Here is an 18,265-nt window from a genome sequence, read left to right on the forward strand (position 1 = left end):
CCTAGGAGACTCGTCGGGCGCGGGGCACCAGGGCGGGGCGGGGCGGTTCGGCGGCGGCCGCCGCGAGCCCGGCGGCCACATGCTCGTCAAACAGCCGTGCGATCGTCTGGGCGTCGAACAGCGCGCGCAGGTCGAGGTCGATGCCGAGCGCGGAACGCACGCGGCTGATCAGCTTGACCGCGGTCAGCGAGTTGGCGCCGAGGGCGAAGAAGTCGTCGTCGATGCCGACCTCCGGCAAGCCCAGCAGGTCGGCGGCGATGGCGCAGAAGGTCGCCTCGGCCTCGGTCCGCGGGCCGCGGCCGGCCGCCTCGGGGGCGGGACCGGGGTCCGGCAGGGCGCGGCGGTCTAGCTTGCCGTTGGGGTTGAGCGGCAGCCGGTCGAGGACGACGCCCGCCGAGGGGACCATGTAGGGCGGGAGTTCGGCGCCGAGGCGGGCCGCGAGTTCGGGCCACTGCGGGGTGGCCCCCTCGTCGGGGACCACGTAGGCGACCAGCTGCTTGACGTCGGCGGATTCGCCGCGGGCCAGGACGACCGCGTGGCGGACGCCGGGCAGCCGGCCGAGCACGGTCTGCACCTCGCCGGGCTCCACTCTCAGACCCCTGACCTTGACCTGGTCGTCGGCCCGCCCGAGGTGTTCCACCGCACCGTCGCGGGTCCACCGGCCCAGGTCGCCGGTGCGGTACATCCTGGCGCCGGGGCCGCCGAAAGGGCTGGCGACGAAGCGGTCGGCGGTCAGGTCCGGGCGTCCCAGGTAGCCGCGGGCCAGGCCGACGCCCTCGACATAGATCTCGCCGACCGCGCCGACCGGCACCGGCCGCAGCCGGTCGTCGAGAAGGTGGACCCTGGTGTTCGGCAGGGGTCTGCCGACCGGCGGCGCGCCCGGCTCCCCGCCGTCGGCGCCGCCGTCGGAGAACCACGCGGTCGCGTAGACGGTGACCTCGGTCGGGCCGTAGAGGTTCGCGATCCGGCAGCCCGGCACGGCCTGCCGGACCCGGGCCACCAGGGACTCGGTCAGCGCCTCACCCGTGAAGCCGATCGTCTTGGCGTCGAGGCCGACACCGGGCCCGCTCAGCAGGGTCGACATCACGGACGGCACCGAGCCGGCGTATCCGCCGGACAGCACCCGCCCGCCGAGGGCCAGCGGTCCCGACAGCAGTTCGACGCAGCCGCCGGCCAGCAGCGGCGCGAAGATCTCCAGCGTCGATGGGTCGAAGCTGAGCGAGGTCGCCGCGAGCGTGTGTGCCAGGGTGTCGGCGCCGAGGGCCTCGACGGCCCAGCCGATGAAGTTCACCATGCTGCGCCGCGAGACGACGACGCCCTTGGGGCGTCCGGTGGAGCCCGAGGTGAAGATGGCGTAGGCCGGGTTGTCCGGACGCAGGGGCGTGGTCCGGTCGGCGTCGGTGAGGCGTCCGGCGGGGCGGGCCGCGAGGTCCCGCGCCACCTCGGGATCGTCCAGGAGCAGCCGAGTGGTCTTCGGCGCCGCCCCCAGCACGGACTCGGTGTCGCGGGTGGCGATGGTCAGCACGGGGTCCGACAGTTCGAGCATGTACGCGATCCGCTCGGCCGGATAGGTCACGTCCAGCGGTACGTACGCCGCGCCGCTCTTGAGGACTGCGAGCAGGGTGACGAGCATGTCGGGGCTGCGCGGCAGGGCCAGGGCCACGAACCGCTCGGGGCCCGCCCCCGCCTCGACGAGCCTCCGGGCCAGCCGGTTCGCGCGGGCGTCGAGGTCGGCGTAGCCGAGTGACTCGCCGTCGTGGAGCACCGCGACGGCCCGCGGAGCGCGGTCGGCCTGTGCCTCGACGAGTTCCGAGATGTCGGCTTCCGGGACCGCCCGCTCGGGCCCGTACCAGCCGCCGAGCAGGTTCGTACGCTCGTCCGGCAGCAGGAAGTCCAGTGCGCCGACCGGTGTGTCGGGGTCGGCCTCGGAGAGTTCCGTCAGCAGCACCGCCAGGCGGTCGCGGTGGGCTTCGAGCACCGGCGTGTCGTACAGCCGCGGGTTCGCGTCGAGGCACACGCGCAGCCCCGGGACGCTGGCACCGCTGTAGACCGCGAGGTTGAAGTCCTCGACGGGACCGTTCGACAGGATGTTGACGCTCGAGCTGGCCTGCCCGAACGTCAGGTCGTCCTGGAAGCGCAGGACGTCGACCGAAGGCCCGTACAGCCGCTGTCCGCCGGCCAGCTTCAGGTCGCGCCGCAGGTCCTCGAAGCGGTAGCGCTGGTGCGCCAGCGCCTGTTTGATCTCGTCGGCGGTGCGTCGCAGGAAGGCACCCACGCCCAGGTCCAGGTCGACGTCCAGCCGCAGCGGCACCACGTTCGCCGCCATGCCGACCGTGCGCTTCTGGACGGCCCCGAAACGGGCGGCGACCGGCAGGCCGATGACGACCTCCCGGGTCCCGCGCATCCGGCCCAGGTACACCGCCATCGCCGCGCAGATCGCCACCGAGTGGGTGGTGCGCACGCCGCGCGTCAGCTTCTGCAGCCTGTCCAGGACCTCGGCACCGATCTCCGCGGTCACGCGCAGGAAGGTGTGCGCGGGCAACGCCGTGGTGTCCGCGAGTCCCTGCACCTCGCCGGCTCCGGCCATCCGCTCCGTCCAGAAGGCGCGGTCGGCCGCGAACCGGTCCGAGGCGCGGTATTCGGCGTCCGCGTCCAGCAGGCTCGCGGCCGGGCCGAGGGCGGTGTCCTGGACCGGCTCCCCGGCGGCCATGGCGTTGTAGATGTCCGCGACCCGGCCGGCGACCAGCGAGGAGGAGTAGCCGTCGCAGACGATGTGGTGGGCGCGGTTGAACCAGAACCAGCGGTCCTCCGCGGCGCGGAACAGCAGGCAGGAGTAGAGGGGGTCCTGCTCCAGGTCGACGGGCCGGGCCATCTCCTCCCGCATCACGGCCTCGGCCGCGGCCCGCGGATCGGTCTCGCCACTGACATCCACCAGAGGCATCGACCACTCGCGCTCCGCCGGGACCTGCGTCGGGCCGTCCGCCGTCTCCACGAAGCGGACGTGGACGGCCTCGCTCTCCTCGACCGCCCGCGACACGGCCGCCCGCAGCAGGTCCGGGTCGACCGGGCCGGTGATGTCGAGGTACTGGCAGCCGGAGAAGATCGGGTTCGCCCGGTCCAGCCGCTGGGCGAACCACATGCCGGCCTGGGCCCCTGACAGGGGAAGCGGAGTCGTCGTGCGGGTCATCTCATCTCACCTTCGGTGGACGCTGAGCGGATCAGGTACGACGGAAACGGCCGGTCAGGCGACGAGGGAGGCCAGGCGGTCGACGACCTCGGCGGGGCTGGGCATAACCCGTATCTCTTCCTGGACCTCGTGGGCCGCGGTCCGGAAGGCCGGCTCGTCGAGCACCCGGGCCAGGTTCTGCCGCACCTCGGCCGCGCTGATCCGGTCCGGGGGCACCAGGGCCGCGACCCCACGGGCGGCCAGCACCCGGGCGTTGGCGGGCTGGTCGGCGGTCTGCGGCAGCACGACCTGCGGCACGCCGAGGGCGAGGCTCGTCATGGAGGTGCCGGCCCCGGCGTGGTGGACGACGGCCGAGCAGGTCGGCAGCAGCGCACCGAGCGGCATCCAGCCGACGACGCGCACGGCCTCCGGCAGCTCGCCGATCCCCTCCAGGTCGCTCTCCCCCATCGCCACGACGACCTCGACGCCCAGACCGGCGAGTTCGACGAGGATCTCCCTCACCACCGCGACATAGAGCTGCTTGAGCTCCGAACCGGCCGGGAGGTTGCCGAGAACGCTGCCCATCGTGACGCAGACCCGCGGCCTGCCGGGGGCGGCCAGCACCCAGTCCGGGAGGACCCGGCCCTCGTTGTAGGGCACGTAGCGCAGCGGCCACTGGGTACGGGTGTCCCCTCCGCCCAGGCCGGCCGGCCTGATGTCCAGCACGGCGGCCGGTTCCCTCCAGGGCTCGCCGATGCCCAGGCGTTCACGGGTGGGCAGCAGGTACTCCGCGACGGCTCTCCGGTACGTCACCGCCTGCTCGTCGGGGCCGGCCCAGGCGAGCCGGACGCTCTGCTCGACGTACGGGATGCCCAGCCGGGTCGCGACCAGTTCGCCGGCTCCCTGTTCGAGGGTGGACACCACCAGGTCCGGCCGGAAGGCCTCGGCGGCCCGCAGCAGGCCGTCGGCCATCGCCTCGCCGAACATGCCCATGCCGCTGCGCCGGGGCCGCTGCCCGTCGGGGGCGGCCTGGACGGCCTGACTCGCCGCCAGGAAGTCGGCGTGCACATCGGTGCCCGGGGCCGCGTCCACGGTCCAGAAACCACCGGCGGCCACCGACCGTGACGTGCCGCCGGTGTTCATCACGAGGACCTCGTGTCCCGCGGCCCGCAGGGCCCAGGCCAGGGGCACGGTGGGCAGGAACAGCCCGGCTCCGGGCGCGGCCGTCGACAGGACGCGCATCAGCGGTCCGCCACGCGGCAGGTGACCGGGAGCTGGACCGGACCGATGAGGCCGACCGAGGGGTGCAGGACGGTGCCGTCGACAACCGTGATGTCCCGGGTGCGGCTGAGGACGCCCTCGACCGCGATCCGGCTCTCCAGCCGGGCCAGCGGAGCGCCGAGGCAGAAGTGGATGCCCTTGCCGAACGCGCGGTGCGGATTGGGGTCGCGGTGGATGTCGAACCGGGCCCCGTCGCTGAAGACCCGCTCGTCACGGTTGGCGGAGGCCAGCCAGACGCAGACGTTCCCGCCGGCCGGGATCTCCGTGCCGCCCAGCACGGTGTCCACGGTGGCCACCCGCTGGTCGCGGACCAGCGCCGGACGCCAGCGCAGCACCTCCTCGATGGCCGGCGGCAGCAGACCGGGGTCCGCGCGCACCTCCGCCAACGCCTCGGGGTGTTCCAGCAGGCACGTCACGGTGTTGCCGACCATCAGGGAGGTCGACATGTGACCCGCGATCAGGAACATGGCGATGACCCCGAAGATCTCGTCGTCGGCCAGTCGCCTGCCCTCGACCTCGACCCGGGCCAGCGTCGAGGTCAGGTCGTCGCGGGGGTCGGTGCGCCGGTCGGCGATGTGTGCCATCAGGTAGTCGCTGGCCTCGGTGAGCAGCTCGCCGATCCTGCGCATCGCGGCCTCGTCGACCGTGCCCAGCTCACCGAACGGCCGGGAGCCGATCAGGCCGTCGGACCAGGTCCAGAACACCTTGTGGTCGGCCTCGGGGATGCCGAACAGCTCGGCGATCACCGCGGCGCTCAGCTGGCTGGCGAAGTCCTGGGCGAGGTCGAACCGGACCTCGTCACCGGGGCCGGCCTCGCCGAGGACCGTGTCCAGCAGGTTGTCGGAGAGTACGCGGATACGCGGTTCGAGGCGGGTGATGACGCCCGGGGTGAAGGCCTTGTTGACCAGGCTCCGCATCCTGGTGTGCAACGGCGGGTCGACCCCGATGAAGTTGCCGCGGGCGGCCTGTGCCAGCCTCTTCTGGTCCTCCGGGATCAGCGCCGTCTTGTCGCTGCTGAAGGTCTCGTGGTCCGAGAGGACCGCCATCGCCTCGTCGTAGCGGAAAACCTCCCAGACATTGGGCTGGCTGCTCGCTCCGGCCGCCTCGTGGGCACGGCGGTCCTCGAAGTAGGCGAACAGCCCCTTGATCCGTGCGTCGGCGGGCAGCTTGGTCAGGGCTTCGAAGTCCATGGCGGGTTCCTCCCCGGCGACGCGCGGACGCGTCCGGTCGATGAATGACGTTCAGGTGCGCGGGGCGGGACCGCTCTCCGCGGATCGGGCGACGACCCTGTCGCCGCGTACCAGGCCCGATCCGGCCGGGGCCCCGGCCGGATCGGCGCCCACGGCGTCGATCCGGTTACCGGCGTCGACGAAGACGACGCGCGGCTGGAACGAGCGCGCCATCTCCTCGGCCACGGCCGAGTAGGAGATGACGATCACGAGGTCCCCGGGGGCCACGAGGCGGGCCGCCGCGCCGTTGACCCCGATCACGCCGCTGTCCCGATCCCCGGTGATGACGTAGGTGGAGAACCGGTTGCCGTTGTCGATGTCGACGACGTCGACCTTCTCCCCGGGCAGCAGGTCCGCCGCCTCCATCAGCGCGGCGTCGATCGTGATCGAGCCGACGTAGTGCAGGTCCGACTGCGTGACCGTGGCTCGGTGGATCTTGGACTTCAGCATGTCCCTGAAGGCGACTGGCGTCGTAGCCATCCGGACGGCCTCCCCCGTGAGTTGGTCTGGATCGCCTGGGCACGCTACGGGCGGTGGATCACCGCGGGCAGCACCGATCAGGTACACCGATCGGGCACCCCGCTCGGCGCAGTGCCCGGCCGCCCCCGCTTGGGATAGTCGAGTGATCGTTCTGGCGTAGAGACGGGGAGCAATGAGCACTCACGTGACCGCGGGCGAGGACCTGGATCTCGCGTATGTCGAGTTGTACGTGGCCGACCTGGAAGCCGAGCGCGACGTCTTCGTGGAGCTGTACGACTTCGAGGTCGTCGGCACGGCCGGCTCGTCCGCACAGGGCTTCCGGAGCGTGGCACTGACGCAGGGCGGCTCCATGCTCGTGCTCACCCAGGGGCTGGCCGACGAGCACCCCGCCTCCTTGTACGTCCTCTCCCACGGTGACGGCGTGGCCGACATCGCGATGCGCACCGCCGACGTACCCGGCGTCTTCGCGGCCGCGGTGGCGGCGGGCGCGACGCCGGTGGCGGAGCCGCGTGCCGGCGCGGACGGCCTGTTCACCGCGACGATCCGGATGCTCGGTGATGTCACCCACACCCTGGTGCAGACGTCCCCCACCGGGCAGGGCGGTCCGCCGGCAGGGTTCACGCCCGCGGCACAGGGACAGGCACAGGCACGGACGCCTCGGCGCCCCGGGGACGCTCTGCGCCTCGACGTGGTGGACCACTTCGCGGTCTGCGTGCCGGCCGGGACCCTGGACCGGACGATCTCCCTGTACGAGTCCGCCCTCGGCTTCCGGCAGACCTTCGAGGAACGGATCACCGTCGGTGCCCAGGCGATGGAGTCCAAGGTGGTGCAGAGCGCCTCGTCCACCGTGACCTTCACGATCCTCGAACCGGACCCGGAGCTGGAGGCCGGGCAGATCGACGAGTTCCTGAAGAACCACGGCGGCGCGGGCATCCAGCACGTGGCCTTCGCCACCGACGACATAGCCCGGACCGTCGCTTCGATGCAGCGCCGCGGCGTCGAGTTCCTCTCGACCCCGGGCGCGTACTACGACCTGCTGCCGGACCGGATCCTGCCCGGCACCCACGGCGTCGACGAGCTGCGGAAGCTGAACATCCTGGTCGACGAGGACCAGGGCGGGGAACTGTTCCAGATCTTCACCCGCTCGAGCCATCCCCGCCGCACCCTGTTCTACGAGGTGATCGAGCGGGCCGGCGCCCGGCTCTTCGGCTCCAACAACATCAAGGCCCTGTACGAGGCGGTCGAACACGGGCGCTCGGGGAACTAGCGCCGATGGCACCGACAACGGACGCGGGCAGCGTCGCGGACCTCGAACCCGCGGCCCGGGAGCGGCTGGCCGGGGACATCTGGGACTTCATCGCCGGCGGCAGCGGCGACGAGACCACCCTGGCCGCGAACCGCGCCGCGCTGGACCGCATCACACTCGTCCCGCGTGTGCTGCGCGACCTGTCGGAGCGTGATACGCGGTGCGAGCTGTTCGGGTTCCGCGCGTCGGTACCGGCCGCCGTCGCACCCCTCGCCTACCACCGGCTCGTCCACCCGGACGGTGAGGTGGCCACCGCCCGTGCCGCCAGGCGCGCCGGTGTCCCCCTGACCGTGTCCACCATGAGCAGCACGTCGCTGGAGCAGGTCACCGACGCCGGGGGAACGGTCTGGTTCCAGCTCTACCCGCTGCGGGACCGGCAGCGGACCCGCGCGCTCGTCCGCCGGGCGGAGGACGCCCGGTGCGCGGCGCTGATGGTCACGGTCGACGTGCCGTGGATGGCGCGGCGGCCCCGGGACATCCGCAACAGCTTCAGCCTCCCGCCCCATGTCAGGGCCCCGCTGCTGGGGGACGAGGACGGGGCGCCGGACGCCCGCAGCAGGGTTCCGCACGCCTCGGCGGTGGCCGAGCACACCCGGGCCGCCTTCGCCCCGTTCACCTGGGCAGACCTGGCCGAGCTGCGCCGGGCGACATCGCTCCCGTTGATCGTGAAGGGTGTTCTCGCGCCCGACGACGCCGTACGGGCCGTCGAGGCCGGCGCGGACGGCGTCGTCGTCTCCAACCACGGTGGCCGCCAGCTCGACGGCGCGATCCCCACCGCCGACGCGCTGGGCGCGGTGTGCGAGGCCGTCGGCGGGCGCGGGACGGTCCTGTTCGACAGCGGAGTGCGTTCCGGGACCGACGTCCTGCGTGCCCTGGCCTGCGGCGCCGACGCCGTACTGGTCGGCCGCCCGGTGCTGTGGGGCCTGGCCGTCGGGGGCGAGGCCGGTGTGCACCGCGTACTGACGTTGCTGCGGCGGGAGTTCACCGACGCCCTGGGCCTCGCGGGATGTCCCGACCCGGCCGCGGCCCGGGAACTGGCGATATGGAGGCGACCGGCGTGATGGCGACAGTCGCCGTGGCGGATCTGCACGCGTCCTTGGCCGACCCGGCCCTGGACTCGATGAACTTCCTGAACGAGATCGCGAACGACTACCCGGACGCCGTCTCGTTCGCCCCGGGCCGGCCCTACGAGGGGTTCTTCGACACCGCGCTCATCCACGACTACCTGCACCGTTTCGAGCAACACCTGCTCGTGGAGCGGGGGTTCGCCCCCGAGCAGGTGTGCCGGGTCCTGTTCCAGTACGGACGTACCAAGGGCGTCATCGACGACCTGGTCACCAGGCACCTGGAGATCGACGAGGGGATCCACGCCGAGCCGGAGTCCGTCGTCGTCACCGTGGGGTGCCAGGAGGCGATGTTCCTCGTCCTGCGGGCGCTGCGGGCCGACGACCGGGACGTCCTGCTCACGGTGACCCCGGCCTACGTGGGCATCGTCGGCGCCGCGCGACTGGCCGACATGCCGGTGGTCGGCGTGGACGGCGGGCCGGCCGGGATCGACCTGCCCGCGCTGGCCGGGACGGTACGGCGGCTGAGGGCCGAGGGCCGCCGTCCGCGCGCCTGCTACGTCGTGGCCGACCACTCCAACCCCTCCGGTGTCAGCCTCTCCCCCGCCGACCGCCGGGCGCTGCTCGCCCTGGCCGCCGCCGAGGACTTCCTGATCCTGGAAGACAATCCGTACGGGCTCTTCTCGGCCGACGACGAGCGGCCGCCGACGCTCAAGGCGATCGACTCGGGGCGGCGCGTCGTCTATCTCGGTTCCTTCGCCAAGACGGGCATGCCCGGGGCCCGCGTGGGCTACGTGGTCGCCGATCAGCCGGTGGCCGGTGGCGGCCTGCTCGCCGACCAGCTCGCCAAGCTCAAGAGCATGCTGACCGTCAACACCTCTCCGATCGCCCAGGCGGTGATCGCGGGCAAGCTCCTGGCCCACGGCTGCAGTCTGGTGAAGGCCAACCAGCCGGAGATCGCCGTCTACCGGCGCAACCTGACGCGTCTTCTGGAAGGCCTGGCCCGCCGGTTCCCGGCCGACGGCCCCTCGGGCATCGGCTGGAACCGCCCGCGCGGCGGCTTCTTCCTCGTGCTGTCGGTGCCGTTCGAGGCGGACGACTCCCTGCTGGAGCGGTCCGCCCGTGAGTTCGGCGTCCTGTGGACGCCCATGCGGCACTTCACCACGGGTGCGGCCGCCCGGTGTGCGATCCGCCTGTCGTTCAGCGTCCTCACCCCCGAACAGATCGACGAGGGACTGGACCGCTTCGCCGCCCTGGCGGCCTCGACCACCCGAAGAGGTGACCTACGACCTCGCGACACGGACACTCCCCTTCGGTGAGCCGGACAATGGCTCGACATGCGACGCGTGTCGCAGGCGAAGAGGGAGGAATCAAGCAGGTGTTGACTTTGAAGGCAGTGAGCAAACGCTACCGGCGCGGCCGTCCGGTGCTCGTCGACGTCGACTTCCGGACGTCGCCGGGTGCCGTCCAGGCCGTCACCGGCGGCAACGGCTCGGGCAAGTCGACGCTGCTGCGGATCCTGGCGGGCGTCTCACGGCCGACCTCCGGCACCCGCTCCGGTGATCCGGGGGTCATCGGCTACGTACCGGACCGCTTTCCGGCGGGCACCCGGCTGTCGGCCCGTTCCTACCTCGCGCACATGGGACGCGTCAAAGGGCTGCCGAGCAGGCGTGCCGTGGCCCGGGGTACCGAACTGCTCTCCCGCTTCGATCTGGTGGGCGGATTCGAGACGCCGATCCGTGACCTGTCCAAGGGCAACGCGCAGAAGGTCGCCGTGGCGCAGGCCCTGCTGGTGCCGCCGCGGTTGCTGATCCTCGACGAGCCGTGGTCGGGCCTGGACGCCTCGACGCACGGCGTGCTGGCATCGGTCATCACGGAGGTCGCCTCCGGCGGCGGGACCGTGGTCTTCACCGACCACCGGGAGGCCGTGACCCGGTCCGTGGCGACCGAGGTCTACCGCATCGAGGCGGGGCGGCTCGGCGAGGCGTCGGCCGTGGCGCCGGACACGGCGGATCCTCGGGCCTCGGTGTCGGAGGTCGTACTGCGCGCGCCGGGCCCCTGGCCCGCCGCGCTCGTCGACGCCCTGACGAGGGCGGAGGGCGTGCGGTCGGTGACCCCCGAAGGGGAGCACGGTGTCCGGGTCCGGGTGCCGCGCGGCCACTGCGACACGCTGCTGCTCACGGCGCTCCACGCCGGCTGGTCCGTCGACGCGCTCCGGCACGACGTCGTCGTCCCCGCCCCGGCGGACGGGCGGGTGACCCGATGACCGCCCTGTACCGCTACAACATGGCCACCGTGCTGCACTCCCAGCGTTATGTGCCGCCCCTGGTGTTCTTCCTCGGCCTGCTCGCCATTCTCACCAGCAGCGACAACGGCCCGCTGCTGGAGGTGTACCAGGCCGCCGCCGGGTCCGTGCTGGCCTGCGCGACCTGGATCGCCGCCGCGGTGGTCAACGTGGAGGAGCCCGTCGGACGGGCCATGGTCGTGGTGAACGCGCGCCGTTCGCGCGACGTGCTCGTCGCCGCCGTCGCCGCCTCGGCCACCTTCTGCGTCGGCATGACCTTGATCGGCCTGGTCTATCCGGTCGTCTCCGGCTCGCACACCGTCACCTGGCAGGCGGTGGCGCTCGGCGCCGCCGCACAGCTGATCTGTGCCTGCGTCGGCATCGGGCTGGGACTGCTGTGCTCACGGCTGGTGATCGGCCGGCCGGGCTTCTCGGTGGTGGCCGGGCTCGCGCTGGTGCTCGCGGTGATCCTCGCCAAACCGGTGCCGCCGGTCTATCCGATGCTGCGCTCCATGTCCGGCGACCGCAGCCCGGCCGACCTGGTGCTGCCGTTCGCCGGCTACGGCCTGGCCGGCCTTGCCGTACTGGCCGCGGCCACGGCAGTGACGCAGTACATCGCCACCCGAGGGGACTGAGGGGACATGAGGGCGTATCGCCTGGTGTGTTGCGCGTGCGGCACCGAGTACGACGACGACGGGCTGCGGCTCGCGTGCGATGCGCCCCATGAGCCCTCGCTGCTGCGCACCGTGTACCAGGCGTCGGGTCTGCACGCGAGGCATCCGGCTCCGGCCGGCAGCGTCTTCCGCTTCGCCTGGCTGCCGGTGGTCCGCGCGATACCCGGCTCGCCGGGGCCGGTCGCCTGCCGGGCCGAGGAACTCGGCCGTGCTCTCGGGCTGTCGGACCTGTGGATCTCCTTCAGCGGCCACTGGCCCGAGCGCGGCGCGCTGCTGCCGACCGGCACGTTCAAGGACCTGGAGGCCGGCGTGGTCCTGGGCCGCCTCCCGGACGATCCGCCGGTGCTGGTGCTCGCCTCCGCGGGCAACACCGCCGCCGCCTTCGCCGCCGCGTGCGTCCGGGAGGGGGCGAGGTGCCTGATCGTCGTTCCCTCGTACGCCGTGGGGGCGGTGTCCGCCGCGGCCGGACGGGCCGACGGCGTGGGGCTGATCGTGGTCGAGGGCGGAACGTACGACGACGCGATCGCCCTGGCCGAGGCGGTGGGTGCCCTGGACGGTTTCCGGCCGGAGGGCGGGATACGCAACGTCGGGCGGCGTGACGGCCTGGCGACCTGCCTGTTGTCGGTCTTCGAGGCGTCGGGACGGCTGCCCCGCCACTACGTCCAGGCGGTGGGCAGCGGCGCGGGAGCGGTGGCCGCGCACGAGGCGGCCGGACGCCTGCGGAAGCACGGCTGCCCCGACCCGCTGCCCCGCCTCCTCCTGTGCCAGAACGCCCCTTACGCACCTCTGCGCGACGCCTGGCACGGCCGGCGGACCCTGGCACCCGCCGGACCCGTCGTCGCCCCGGAGCTGACGAACGGCCGGCCTCCTTTCGCCGTGCGCGGCGGCGTACGGGAGGCGCTGGTCGAGAGTGGCGGAACGGTGGTCGTCGCGGGGGGCGACGAGGCCCGGCGCGCCATGGCCCTGTTCGAGCGGACCGAGGGCGTCGACATCGAGCCCGCGGCCGGGGTGGCGCTGGCGGGTCTGGCCAAGGCCGTCCGCGCCGGGCGCATCGGCACGGACGACATGGTGCTGCTCAACATCACCGGTGGCGGCCGGCGCCGCCTGTGCGCCGGGTCCGGGACCGTGCCGGTGCGGCCGGACGTCTCGGTCGACGTCGTCGAGACCCGCGACCCCGCCCTGCTCGAGATCGCGGCGAAGAGCGTCGCCGACGCGTTCCTGGCGTGACGCGACCCCTCTGGAGGAACTGTGAGAATCGCTGTTGCCGGAGCCTCCGGCGCGCTCGGTTCGGCCGTCGTCGGGGACCTGAGGACGGCCGGCCACGACGTGTCCCGGCTGGTACGGGGCCAGGCCCACGCCGCGGACGAGATCGGCTGGGACCCTTCCTACGGCCGCATCGCCCCCGGGACCCTCTACGGCTTCGACGCGGTCGTGAATCTCTACAGCACCGGGCTGGCCGGCAAACGCTGGAACGCGGCGCGGAAGCGGAAGATCCACGACAGCCGTGTGGTGGCCGCTCGCACCCTGGCCTCGGCCGTCGCCGAATCGGGTGTGCCGGTGTTCCTGAGCGGATCGGAGACCGCCTACTACGGGGACACCGGAACCGTCGAGGTCGACGAGAGCGCCGGGAGCGGAACGGGTTTCCACGCGGAGCTGTGCCGCGACTGGGAGGCCGCCGCGAGCAAGGCCGAGGGCTCCGGCACCCGCGTCGTGCTGCTGCGTCTGGGTACGGTGCTCGCGGCGGACAGCGGCATCATCAAGGTCATGACACCGGCGTTCCGGGCGTTCCTCGGCTTCCGTTTCGGGCGGGGCGACCACTGTCTGTCGTGGGTGGCCGAGGACGACGCGGTCGCCGCGGTGCGGTTCGTCCTGGAGAACGAGTCGGTCGCGGGGCCGGTCAACGTCACGGCGCCCGGGGCCGCCGTTCAGCGCGAGTTCGCCGCCGCGCTGGGCCGGGCCCTCCGCCGCCCGGTGCCCTGGAGCCTGCCGCGCCCGGTGCTGAGGTCCGCGCTCGGTGAGTACGCGGACGGCTTCTTCACCGGCCGGCGCGCGGTTCCGTCGGTCCTCACCGCCGCGGGGTTCGGCTTCCGCCACCCGGACCTCGATGGCGCGATCGCGGCGCTGTTCAGGGCAGGGACCTGACGGTCCGGCGCAGCAGGGCCAGGGTGCCGCTGCCGGCCGCCAGTCCGGACACCGTGAGCGTGAGCGCGAGCCCGTCTCTGGTACCGAGCGCGGCCGACAGGCCCTCGGCGGCCAGACCGCCGAGCAGCGCGCCGAACGGGATGGCCGAGAAGTTGAGTGTTCCCGCTGTCGCGCTCACCCGTCCGAGCAGCCCCGCCGGGACCGCTTCCTGACGGAGGGTCACGACGGTCGAGTTCCACAGCGGGAGGGAGAACGACGACACGACCCGCATCACGAGCAGTGTCGGCAGCGGGGGCAGCACCAGGGCCAGCGGGGCGAACACCCAGACCGCGGCAGCCGCGTTGGCCCCCAGCAGTGCCCACCCGGTTCCGGCCCGCCGCCGCATCGGCACCGTCAGCCACGCCCCGAGCACGGCCGCCACGGTGCCGGACGCGAACAGGATCCCGGCGACGCCCGCGGACAGTCCCAGGGCCCGGTAGGCGAAGAGCAGCAGGACGGTGTTGACGGCCGTGTTGCCGAAGTTCCGCGCCGCCGACGCCAGGGTCGTGCGGCGGAGCACCTCGTGGTGCCACAGCACCCGTACGCCCTCTCGCAGGTCTTGCCAGAGCGAGTTCCGGCTCTTGGCGTCCGGCGGCGGCTCCGGCGTCCTGATCAGGAGGATCCCGGCCACCGAGAAGCAGAAGGACAGCGCGTTCACGGCCAGCGCGGTCGGGCCGCCCCACCACTGCACCAGCCAGCCTCCGAGGGCGGGCCCGAGTACCAGGGCCAGGGTGTTGGAGATCTCCATGCGCGCGTTGGCGGTACCGAGGAAGCCCGGTCCCACGAGCGTCGGCAGGTGTGACTGGCTCGCCACGTTGAAGAAGACGGCGCAGACCCCGGCGACCACGGCGACCGCGTAGAGCATGCCCAGGTGGCTGTCACCGCTGAGGGTGAGCAGGGGCACGGCACCGAAAGCGAGCCCGCGCACCACGTCGGAGGCGACCAGCACGGGCCGCCTGCGCCTGCGGTCCATGAGCACCCCGACGAACAGCCCGAGCAGGCTGTAGGCGCCGGTGTTGAGCATGTTGAGGACACCGACCTCCAGCGACGAGGCGCCGAACGCGGTGATCGCGATGGTGGGCAGAACGAAGGCGGCGACCTGGTCGCCGACGACGCTCACGCTCTGGCCGGCCCAGTACCACCGGAAGTCCCGCCGACCCGTTCGCTGCCCCTCGGCGTCCCCGACGCCCTCAGCGGTCAGGCCCGTCCGTCCCGGCATCGCAACCCCCGCTCAGTCCATGACCCGGCTCGCGCCGAGGAAGTTCTGCTGGAGCGCGTACGACACGGCCTCGGTCCGGTTCGAGCAGTTCAGCTTCGCGAGGATGTTGCTGATGTGGCGCTTCACCCCGTGTTCGGAGATGCCTATCCGCGGTGCGATCTGCTTGTTGCTCAGCCCCTGCGACAGCAGCCCCAGGACATCGATCTCCCGCTGGGTCAGCGGGTTGCGGTACCACAGGGAGGACAGGCGCCCCTCTGCGGAGCGGTGCGCGCGCCGGGTGGGACGTCTGGCCGCGGGGACCGCTGCCCCCGCCGGCGGAGGAGTCGCTGCCTCGGCCCCCCGGTGGAGGCGCAGGACGCTGCCGAGCCGTTCGGACGTCAGCCCCTGCAGCGGCACGATGCCCTCGGGAAAGCGCCGGACGAGCCGGGCCAGCCGCGGATCGAGGGTGTCGTGCAGCAGGAGGAGCACCCTGCTTCTCGCGCCGGCCGCCCACGCCTGGATCCGCTCCAGGTCGTCCTCCGGCAGGTCGCTGGAGACCAGCACGGTGTCGGCGTGGCCGGCCGCCAGGGTGTCACAGGGGTCGCCCACCTGCGTCACGGTGATGACCTGCGAGACGGACTCCATCGCCCAGAGCATCGCCAGCAGTCCGAAACGGATCACCTCGTTCGGCTCGACCAGCGCTATCGCGTGGGGCGCCGGCCTGTCGTGGCCCGGCCCCGCTTCGCTCCTGTCGGACAGACAGCCGGTCGCGGCATCCCCGTTCCCGCCGGCTTCCCCCACAACGTGTACACCGTTCATTGGCCCCCGCCTACTGTCGTCCGACGACAGCAGCATCCCCGAAATGCGTAAGAAACTTCACATGATTGGAACAATCGCGCTTTGTTTTTTACCTTCCCGGGCGCTCGACGTCGACCCCCCGCCCGGTCCCGGGCAGCACTCAGGGCTGGTTCCACTCGTCCGCGAAACAGGTCCTGACCTGCGTCTTCATAAGCCGTGAAGCTTCCCCTCGCGAATGAACAACCGGAGACCGGGATATGAGGTTCCAGAGGAAGTGGTGCCAGGTGGGCAGTCAGTACTCGAAGCGGTGTCCGGAGTAGTTCGAGCGGGCCGCGAATCGCGTTGGCCCGCTCCTCCAGCAAGACGGTCACGGAGGCCGCGCGGTATCCGGAGTGAGCTCGGAGAGCCTGCGCGGCTGGGCCAGGCGTGACCGGACCGACCGACCAACGTCCTGTCGGCGTCCGGCTCTCCACCGACGTCGAGTACCACCCTGATCGTCCCAGCCCTCATCGGGCCCGTGCCCGGTGGACCGACCTGATGAGCGAGCGCCGCCGACCAGCGCCGGATCACCGACGCCGGCGCCGCGCTCACCGCGCACCTCAGCGCGGCCCGCGCCCCCAAGACCCCGCCGACCCCGCCGACCCTGCCGACAGGTCCCCACATGGTCCCCAAGACATACGGCAGAGGGCCCGCCGAATCACTCCGGCAGACCCTCTGCTCCGCGACTGTCTCCAGTCGGGACGACAGGATTTGAACCTGCGACCCCTTGACCCCCAGTCAAGTGCGCTACCAAGCTGCGCCACGTCCCGTTGCCCGCCTGACCTGGGGTTTCCCCGGCAGGGCGTGCAGGAAAACCATACCGCACTCGGGCCGGTGGTCGCGCATCCCTTTCCCGTACCGTACTTTTCGCCGCTTGACCTCAAGTTAGGTTGAGGTAGCAGGCTCGTCCGTATGACGAAGACGACCGAGGAACTCGGGCGCGCCTACGGGTACGCCGACCTGCCGGGCCTGATGGCCCTGATGACGGGGGACGAGAAGCACGGGCCCGCCGCGACGTCCACCCTGGACGTGCTGTGGGTGCTCTACGACCGGGTGCTCCGGGTCGGCCCTGAGCGCGGGGACGACCCCGGGCGGGACCGGTTCCTGCTGTCGAAGGGGCACGGGCCGATGGCGTACTACGCCGTGCTCGCCGCCAAGGGCTTCGTGCCCGTGGGCTGGCTGGACGGCTTCGGCTCCTACGACTCGCCGCTCGGACACCACCCCGACCGGACCCTGGTGCCGGGGGTGGAGATCGGCAGCGGTTCGCTGGGGCACGGGCTGCCGATCGCGGTCGGCATGGCGCTGGGGCTGCGCGCCCAGGGGCGCGGCGAGCCCCGGGTGTGGGTGCTGACCGGGGACGCGGAGCTGGACGAGGGCAGCAATCACGAGGCGATCGCCTTCGCCGGGGCCGCCGGCCTGGAGCGGCTGCACACCGTCGTCGTCGACAACGCCTCCGCCCGGCACGCCCGGCCCGGCGGTATCGCGGCCCGCTTCGAGGCCGCGGGCTGGTCGACGGTGACCGCCGACGGCCGGGACCACGAGGAGCTGTACGCGGCGTTCACCGCGCCGCACCCGGGCCGCCCGCACGTGGTGGTGGCCCGGGTGGAGCCGAAGTCCGCCTGACACCCTCATTCGGAAGGAACTCCCATGGACACCATGCGTGACCGTTTCGCCCCCGTCGTCTCCGCGCTGCTCGACGAGGACCCGCGCGTCGCCGTGGTCCTCGCCGAGATCGGCGCGGACGGCTTCGCGGAGGCGGGGCGCCGCCACCCCGACCGGGTCATCAACGTCGGCATCCGCGAGCAGTTGCTCGTCGGTGCCGCCGCGGGGCTGGCGCTGACCGGACTGCGGCCCGTCGTGCACACCTTCGCCAGCTTCCTCGTGGAGCGGCCCTTCGAGCAGGTCAAGCTGGATCTCGGCCATCAGGACGCGGGCGCGGTGCTGGTCAGCGCCGCCGCGTCCTTCGACTGGCCGGCCGGCGGATACACCCACATGGCACCCGGTGACGTGGCGCTGCTCGACACCCTGGACGGCTGGACGGTGCACGTGCCCGGGCATCCGGACGAGGCCGAGACCCTGCTGCGGCACGCGGTCGCCGCCGGGGACGACAAGGTGTACGTACGGCTGTCGGTGCAGTCGAACGCCGACGGGCTGCCGGTCGACGGGGAGCGGTTCCGTGTCCTGCGCGAGGGCGGCTCGGGCGTGGTCGTCGCCGTCGGGCCGGTGCTGGACGGCGTGCTCGCCGCCACACAGGGACTCGACGTCACCGTGCTGTACGCCACCACGGTCCGCCCCTTCGACGCCGGGGCGCTGCGCCGGGCCGTGCGGGCGGCTCGGGCGGACGTGGTCCTGGTCGAGCCGTACCTCGCGGGTACGTCGGCGGCGGCCGTGAACGAGGCGCTGTCCGACGTACCGCACCGGGTGCTGGGCCTGGGGGTCGGCCGACGCGAACTGCGGCGGTACGGGCTCGTCGAGGAGCACGCCGCCGCGCACGGACTGGACGCCCGGTCGCTGCGGGAGCGGATCGGCGGCTTCCTCGGGGCGGCGGCGCGGAGCTGACCTCGG

15 protein-coding genes and 1 tRNA gene are annotated in these 18,265 nt (G+C 72.6%); 9 read left to right on the top strand and 7 right to left on the bottom strand.

Annotation, left to right across the window (positions count from 1 at the left end; genetic code table 11):
• Window position 1: 1 nt before the first annotated feature.
• From J7I94_RS28160 to panD, 4 genes are read right to left on the bottom strand one after another with little or no spacing between them, the layout of a single operon-like run.
• Window positions 2–3,187: a non-ribosomal peptide synthetase gene (locus J7I94_RS28160; protein ID WP_215171378.1), complete on the bottom strand. Its 3,186-nt coding sequence runs from the start codon at window positions 3,185–3,187 to the stop codon at window positions 2–4.
• A gap of 54 nt (window positions 3,188–3,241) precedes the next feature.
• Window positions 3,242–4,408 carry a nucleotide disphospho-sugar-binding domain-containing protein gene (locus J7I94_RS28165; protein WP_215171380.1) on the bottom strand — a complete coding sequence of 389 codons (1,167 nt, stop codon included), beginning with the start codon at window positions 4,406–4,408 and terminating at the stop codon, window positions 3,242–3,244.
• A complete protein-coding gene (locus J7I94_RS28170; RefSeq protein ID WP_215171381.1) occupies window positions 4,408–5,637 on the bottom strand; it encodes a cytochrome P450 in 1,230 nt (409 codons plus the stop codon). Before J7I94_RS28170 ends, J7I94_RS28165 begins: the two co-directional genes overlap by 1 nt.
• Window positions 5,638–5,688: 51 nt before the next feature.
• Window positions 5,689–6,156 (bottom strand): aspartate 1-decarboxylase, encoded by a 468-nt coding sequence (gene panD, locus J7I94_RS28175; RefSeq protein WP_251075855.1) that lies wholly within the window; start codon window positions 6,154–6,156, stop codon window positions 5,689–5,691.
• A 172-nt stretch (window positions 6,157–6,328) separates the two neighbouring features.
• Here panD and hppD point away from each other — a divergent pair, with 172 nt between their 5' ends.
• From hppD to J7I94_RS28210, 7 genes are all read left to right on the top strand, one after another.
• A complete protein-coding gene (gene hppD / locus J7I94_RS28180; protein ID WP_215171383.1) occupies window positions 6,329–7,423 on the top strand; it encodes a 4-hydroxyphenylpyruvate dioxygenase in 1,095 nt (364 codons plus the stop codon).
• Between the two features lie 5 nt (window positions 7,424–7,428).
• Window positions 7,429–8,523, top strand: a complete 1,095-nt coding sequence (locus tag J7I94_RS28185; protein WP_215171385.1) for an alpha-hydroxy acid oxidase — start codon at window positions 7,429–7,431, stop codon at window positions 8,521–8,523.
• On the top strand, window positions 8,523–9,845 hold the full coding sequence (locus J7I94_RS28190) for a PLP-dependent aminotransferase family protein (protein ID WP_251075856.1): 1,323 nt from the start codon (window positions 8,523–8,525) through the stop codon (window positions 9,843–9,845). The genes J7I94_RS28185 and J7I94_RS28190 overlap by 1 nt, the downstream gene beginning before the upstream one ends.
• Before the next feature lie 77 nt (window positions 9,846–9,922).
• Window positions 9,923–10,792, top strand: coding sequence for an ABC transporter ATP-binding protein (locus J7I94_RS28195; protein ID WP_308114728.1), 870 nt, complete (start codon window positions 9,923–9,925; stop codon window positions 10,790–10,792).
• A complete protein-coding gene (locus J7I94_RS28200; RefSeq protein WP_215171392.1) occupies window positions 10,789–11,445 on the top strand; it encodes a hypothetical protein in 657 nt (218 codons plus the stop codon). Before J7I94_RS28195 ends, J7I94_RS28200 begins: the two co-directional genes overlap by 4 nt.
• A gap of 6 nt (window positions 11,446–11,451) precedes the next feature.
• On the top strand, window positions 11,452–12,711 hold the full coding sequence (locus J7I94_RS28205; protein WP_215171394.1) for a cysteate synthase: 1,260 nt from the start codon (window positions 11,452–11,454) through the stop codon (window positions 12,709–12,711).
• A gap of 21 nt (window positions 12,712–12,732) precedes the next feature.
• Window positions 12,733–13,626: a TIGR01777 family oxidoreductase gene (locus J7I94_RS28210; protein ID WP_215171396.1), complete on the top strand. Its 894-nt coding sequence runs from the start codon at window positions 12,733–12,735 to the stop codon at window positions 13,624–13,626.
• On the opposite strand, the gene J7I94_RS28215 is transcribed toward J7I94_RS28210, so the two are convergent.
• The 3 genes from J7I94_RS28215 to J7I94_RS28225 form a co-directional block, all read right to left on the bottom strand.
• Window positions 13,610–14,884, bottom strand: coding sequence for an MFS transporter (locus J7I94_RS28215; RefSeq protein ID WP_215171398.1), 1,275 nt, complete (start codon window positions 14,882–14,884; stop codon window positions 13,610–13,612). The genes J7I94_RS28210 and J7I94_RS28215 overlap by 17 nt on opposite strands.
• Window positions 14,885–14,896: 12 nt before the next feature.
• Entirely contained in the window at window positions 14,897–15,544 is a 648-nt protein-coding gene (locus tag J7I94_RS28220) for a response regulator transcription factor (protein ID WP_215171399.1), read from the bottom strand.
• Window positions 15,545–16,396: 852 nt separating this feature from the next.
• Window positions 16,397–16,470: transfer RNA gene (locus J7I94_RS28225), tRNA-Pro, on the bottom strand.
• A 142-nt stretch (window positions 16,471–16,612) separates the two neighbouring features.
• Here J7I94_RS28225 and J7I94_RS28230 point away from each other — a divergent pair.
• Window positions 16,613–17,323, top strand: a complete 711-nt coding sequence (locus J7I94_RS28230; protein ID WP_215171401.1) for a thiamine pyrophosphate-dependent enzyme — start codon at window positions 16,613–16,615, stop codon at window positions 17,321–17,323.
• Window positions 17,324–17,347: 24 nt separating this feature from the next.
• On the top strand, window positions 17,348–18,259 hold the full coding sequence (locus tag J7I94_RS28235; RefSeq protein ID WP_215171403.1) for a transketolase family protein: 912 nt from the start codon (window positions 17,348–17,350) through the stop codon (window positions 18,257–18,259).
• The last annotated feature ends 6 nt before the right edge of the window (window positions 18,260–18,265 follow it).

It is taken from the genome of Streptomyces sp. ISL-12 (assembly GCF_018614415.1).
Lineage (GTDB): Bacteria > Actinomycetota > Actinomycetes > Streptomycetales > Streptomycetaceae > Streptomyces.

What these genes read in the sequence shown, in the direction of transcription:
- J7I94_RS28160 (WP_215171378.1), bottom strand. Translation starts at nt 3,187, where the DNA reads ATGACCCGCACGACGACTCCGCTTCCCCTGTCAGGGGCCCAGGCCGGC.
- J7I94_RS28165 (WP_215171380.1), bottom strand. Translation starts at nt 4,408, where the DNA reads ATGCGCGTCCTGTCGACGGCCGCGCCCGGAGCCGGGCTGTTCCTGCCC.
- J7I94_RS28170 (WP_215171381.1), bottom strand. Translation starts at nt 5,637, where the DNA reads ATGGACTTCGAAGCCCTGACCAAGCTGCCCGCCGACGCACGGATCAAG.
- panD (WP_251075855.1), bottom strand. Translation starts at nt 6,156, where the DNA reads ATGGCTACGACGCCAGTCGCCTTCAGGGACATGCTGAAGTCCAAGATC.
- hppD (WP_215171383.1), top strand. Translation starts at nt 6,329, where the DNA reads ATGAGCACTCACGTGACCGCGGGCGAGGACCTGGATCTCGCGTATGTC.
- J7I94_RS28185 (WP_215171385.1), top strand. Translation starts at nt 7,429, where the DNA reads ATGGCACCGACAACGGACGCGGGCAGCGTCGCGGACCTCGAACCCGCG.
- J7I94_RS28190 (WP_251075856.1), top strand. Translation starts at nt 8,523, where the DNA reads ATGGCGACAGTCGCCGTGGCGGATCTGCACGCGTCCTTGGCCGACCCG.
- J7I94_RS28200 (WP_215171392.1), top strand. Translation starts at nt 10,789, where the DNA reads ATGACCGCCCTGTACCGCTACAACATGGCCACCGTGCTGCACTCCCAG.
- J7I94_RS28205 (WP_215171394.1), top strand. Translation starts at nt 11,452, where the DNA reads ATGAGGGCGTATCGCCTGGTGTGTTGCGCGTGCGGCACCGAGTACGAC.
- J7I94_RS28215 (WP_215171398.1), bottom strand. Translation starts at nt 14,884, where the DNA reads ATGCCGGGACGGACGGGCCTGACCGCTGAGGGCGTCGGGGACGCCGAG.
- J7I94_RS28230 (WP_215171401.1), top strand. Translation starts at nt 16,613, where the DNA reads ATGACGAAGACGACCGAGGAACTCGGGCGCGCCTACGGGTACGCCGAC.
- J7I94_RS28235 (WP_215171403.1), top strand. Translation starts at nt 17,348, where the DNA reads ATGGACACCATGCGTGACCGTTTCGCCCCCGTCGTCTCCGCGCTGCTC.